Source organism: Mesorhizobium sp. M2A.F.Ca.ET.067.02.1.1 (genome assembly GCF_004023285.1).
In the GTDB taxonomy this organism is placed as follows: domain Bacteria; phylum Pseudomonadota; class Alphaproteobacteria; order Rhizobiales; family Rhizobiaceae; genus Mesorhizobium.
Genome location: NZ_RZSB01000705.1, coordinates 1 through 3,177 on the forward strand (window position 1 = coordinate 1; position 3,177 = coordinate 3,177).

3 protein-coding genes are annotated in these 3,177 nt (G+C 64.4%); 2 read left to right on the forward strand and 1 reads right to left on the reverse strand.

Annotation, left to right across the window (positions count from 1 at the left end):
* The first annotated feature begins 106 nt into the window (after positions 1 to 106).
* On the forward strand, positions 107 to 706 hold the full coding sequence (locus EOA28_RS30360; RefSeq protein ID WP_127386424.1) for a DUF2059 domain-containing protein: 600 nt from the start codon (positions 107 to 109) through the stop codon (positions 704 to 706).
* Positions 707 to 825: 119 nt separating this feature from the next.
* On the forward strand, positions 826 to 2,214 hold the full coding sequence (gene gor, locus EOA28_RS30365; RefSeq protein ID WP_127250939.1) for a glutathione-disulfide reductase: 1,389 nt from the start codon (positions 826 to 828) through the stop codon (positions 2,212 to 2,214).
* A 44-nt stretch (positions 2,215 to 2,258) separates the two neighbouring features.
* On the opposite strand, the gene mgtE is transcribed toward gor, so the two are convergent.
* Positions 2,259 to 3,177: magnesium transporter (gene mgtE, locus EOA28_RS30370; RefSeq protein WP_128315599.1), on the reverse strand; the 919-nt coding region annotated here is incomplete at its 5' end.

A 3,177-nucleotide genomic window follows, 5' to 3' on the forward strand; every position in this document is an offset into this window, starting at 1 on the left:
GTCGAGCACGGTCTATTCATCGGGCTGGCGTCAACGGCCATCATCGCCGGCGGCGACGGTATCGAAACCGTCCATGTCGCCCGAAAACCAGGGAGTTCTATCGACCATGATGTTGCATAAACGGGTTCGCCGCCTTTCGATGTTTCTGGCGGCCTCGGCCGTCCTCGCGCTGTCCTCGCCGGTGTTTGCGCAGGATGTCAGCGAGTCGCACCTGAAGGCCGCGCGCGCGGCCGTCGCTGCGATCCATGCCACGGACTCGTTCGACAACATTCTGCCGCAGGCCGCTGCCGCGCTGGAGTCGCAGCTCATCCAGAAGAACCCCGACATGCAGGAATTGATCGGCAAGACCGTGACCGAGAAGGCGCTCGGCATGGCATCGCGGCGCGCCGACCTCGAAAAGGAAGCAGCGCTTGCCTATGCCAAGGTGTTTTCCGAGAAGGAGCTCAACGACATCGCCGCCTTCTACAGCTCCGATTCCGGAAAGAAGCTGCTGGACAGCGGCCCCGCGGTGACGCGTGACCTCGTGAAGGCTGCCGACATCTGGCAGAACGGCGTTGCCCGCGACCTCGCCCAGCAGGTAGGCGAGACGCTCGCCGCCGCCGCCAAGGCCGCGGCGCCGGCAGCGCCGGCTCCCGACGCCGCCGCGCCGGCCGACAATTCCGCTCCGGCCGATGGCTCGGCGCCCGCCGACAATTCCGCGAACTGATCGGCTTCAATTCGGCCGTCGGCCGCTGGACCACAAAGCCCGGCTTTGCCCGGGCTTTTCTTTTGCCGCTTGGCAGCCTACCTGTGACCCGTCTTTCTCATCCCCAGGAGCCCACCACGATGGCCGGTTATGACTATGATCTGTTCGTCATCGGCGGCGGGTCCGGTGGGGTCAGGGCGGCCCGGGTGGCGGCGGCCCTCGGCAAGCGCGTCGCCATCGCCGAGGAATACCGCTTCGGCGGCACCTGCGTCATCCGCGGCTGCGTGCCGAAGAAGCTCTATGTCTATGCCTCGCAATTTCCCGAGCATTTCACTGATGCCGCCGGCTATGGCTGGACGGTGCCCGAGGCGAGCTTCGACTGGAAGACGCTGGTCGCCAACAAGGACAAGGAGATCGCGCGGCTCGAAGCGATCTACAAGAGGAATGTCGAGGGCTCAGGCGGCGAGACCTTCCACTCGCGCGCCGTGCTGGTCGACCCGCATTCCGTCTACCTGGTAGCCGAAGACCGCACCGTCAGCGCCGACCAGATCCTGATCGCCACCGGCGGCAGGCCGGCGCCGCATCCGGCGCTTTCGGGCCATGAGTACTGCATCTTCTCCAACGAGGCTTTCGATCTCAAGGAACTGCCAAAGGCGATCATGATCGAGGGCGGCGGCTATATCGCCGTCGAGTTCGCCAACATTTTCCACGGCCTGGGCGTCGACACCACGCTGGTCTATCGCGGCCGGGAGATCCTCAGCCGCTTCGACATGGATCTGCGCCGCTCGCTGCATGAGACCATGGAGAAGAAGGGCATCAAGATCCTTTGCCCCGCGGTTTCGGAATGGGTGCGCAAGACGCCTGAAGGCAGGCTAGATGTGCTGCTGTCAAGCGGTCAGACCCTCACGGTCGACCAAGTCATGCTGGCGATCGGGCGTATTCCCAACACCGAGAATATGGGCCTGGAAGGCGTCGGCGTCGAACTCGGCAAGACGGGCGCGATCATGGTAGACCAATATTCGCGCACCAACATCGACAACATCTGGGCGATCGGCGACGTCACCCATCGCGTGCAACTGACGCCGGTCGCTATCCACGAGGCGATGTGCTTCATCGAGACCGCCTTCAAGGGCAATCCGACCGCGCCGGATCACGACACCATCCCGACCGCTGTATTCTCCCAGCCGGAGATTGGAACCGTCGGCCTGTCGGAGGACGACGCGGTCAAGCGCTTCCCCGATGTCGAGATCTATCGCGCGTCCTTCCGTCCGATGCGGCACACGCTGTCCGGCCGCGACGAAAAGATGCTGATGAAGCTGGTGGTCGACGGCGCGTCCAGGAAGGTGCTCGGCGCCCATATTCTGGGTCCCGATGCCGGCGAGATGGCGCAGCTTCTGGGCATCCCGCTGAAAGCCGGCCTCACCAAGGACGATTTCGACCGCACCATGGCCGTGCATCCGACCGCGGCCGAGGAACTGGTCACGATGTATAAGCCGACCTACCGCGTGAAGAACGGCGAACGCGTTTGATTGCAGCTTTGAGGCCGCTGGCGACGCCAGCGACCCCAAGATTTTTAAAGCAGCGTGCCGCGCAGGATCACCAGCGCCACCGAGAAGTAGATCACCAGCCCGGTGACGTCGACCAGCGTGGCGACGAACGGCGCAGAGGCGCTTGCCGGGTCGAAGCCGATCCGCTTCAGCGCGAAAGGCAGCATCGATCCCGACAGTGAGCCGAAGGTGACGATGCCGATCAGCGCCGCGCCCACCGTCGCCGCGATCAGCATCCAGTGCGGGCCGTAGTCGTAGAAGCCGAAATACTGCCAGAGCGCGATGCGGCAGATGCCGACGACGCCAAGGATCGAGCCGAGCACCACCCCGGTCGGCAGCTCGCGCAGCGCCACCCGCCACCAGTCGCGCAGACCGATCTCGCGCAGCGCCAGCGCGCGGATGACGAGCGATGTCGCCTGCGAGCCGGAATTGCCGCCGGAACTCATGATCAGTGGGATGAACAGCGTCAGCACGATCGCCTTCTCCAGCTCACCCTCGTAGCTCTGCATGGCGTTGGCCGTCAGCATCTCGCTGAGGAACAGCGCGCAGAGCCAGCCGGCGCGCTTCTGGATCATGGCGAGGAAGCCCATCTTCATATACGGCTCGTCCAGCGCCTCCATGCCGCCGAAACGATGCACATCCTCGGTCGTTTCCTCGATCATCGTGTCGATGATGTCGTCGACGGTGACGATGCCGAGGATCCTGCCGTGGTCGACGACAGGCAGCGCGAGGAGGTCGTATTTCGAGATGGTCTGCGCCAGGTTCTCGCGATCGGTGAGCGGCGTCACGGTCACCGGCATGCGATCAGGCGCCACCGACAGGATCGAATCCTCCGGGTTGCCGGTGATCAACCGGCGCAACCCGGTCGAACGCAGCAGGAGCTGCGTCTCCGGATCGACGATGTAGATGGCGTAGATGGTTTCGCGCGTGCGCTCGACCTTGCGG